This is a genomic window from Vibrio sp. Vb1554 (genome assembly GCF_033344235.1).
Window position 1 is genome coordinate 1 of sequence record NZ_JAWPOJ010000481.1, and the last position, 1,025, is coordinate 1,025.

1 protein-coding gene and 1 pseudogene are annotated in these 1,025 nt (G+C 45.5%); one reads left to right on the forward strand and one right to left on the reverse strand.

The genetic code is table 11. From position 1 onward, the window contains the following. A pseudogene (locus R8N28_RS27225) lies at positions 1 to 204 on the reverse strand (thiol:disulfide interchange protein DsbA/DsbL); the annotation flags it as partial. Between the two features lie 290 nt (positions 205 to 494). Here R8N28_RS27225 and R8N28_RS27230 point away from each other — a divergent pair. Then, the coding region (locus tag R8N28_RS27230; protein WP_318183917.1) for an OmpA family protein at positions 495 to 1,025 on the forward strand (531 nt) is incomplete at its 3' end.

The following is a 1,025-nucleotide window of genomic DNA, read 5'->3' on the forward strand; positions in this document are numbered from 1 at the left end:
AGGGACAAACTCTTCCATTGAACGACAATGGCCGCAAGTTAGGGCAAAAGCTTCGGTTAGTGGCGCCAGATTGTATTCTTGAAGAGAAACAGGCAACACTTCGTATTGCTTACCTTGTTGTGGCTGACTATTGCCGCTGTCACATGCTGACAGAGCCGCAATAGCGGCAAATAAAGCGACGCCTTTTGAGATAGTTTTAAACATAACAACGCTCTGAATGAGAAATTTACGGTAGTTTATCGGTTAACGATAGTGACTAAAACCATTAAATAACAATAAAGTGAGACGATTAGTAACAGATTGGTGTGGATATAACCGAATAGTGACATGGTGTTAGCAAATTGGACGTTTACTGTTTTGCAGCATAGGCGACAAGCCCGAACTGAGAATGGCACGAACGGTGCATATAAAACAATCAAATAGCGAAAAACACTAAAGAATATGTGTTTTTCGTCGACATAGTGAACAAGAATTCTTTCTACGTTGGTGACGGTATGAAGCATTGGTTTTTCATTGTCTGTGGCATTCTTAGTGGGTGTAGCAGCCTTAATCCAGACATGGTTCCGGGTGGGAATATGTTGGATACAGCCCCAAAAACAAACACCGAGCTGAGACACCCTGAGTGGGGGTATGCGAGTGCATCTCACGTTTCGACGGCTCCACGTGTTAATCAGACGGCGAGGGCGGCCGAAAAAAAGTCTAACAACGTGACCTCACTAGAAATGTTCTTGGATAGACACAATATCCCGCATGAGACGATCGGTGGTGGTCACCTTATGATTCGCTTAAAAGAGCAAGTTCACTTTCAGACAGGGTCGGCGCAATTGTCGTCAAACTCACAAGATTGGTTACGAAAGCTGGGGCACTATTTAGCAGGCAGAACCGATGTGGATGTGGTGATTGATGGCCATGCCGATAGCACTGGTGCGGCGAGTTTCAATGATACGCTCTCCGAAAAACGAGCTCGCGAAGTAGAAAAACAAATGCTAGCGAGTAGCATTCCGCGTCAGCGCGTTTTCTCTCGC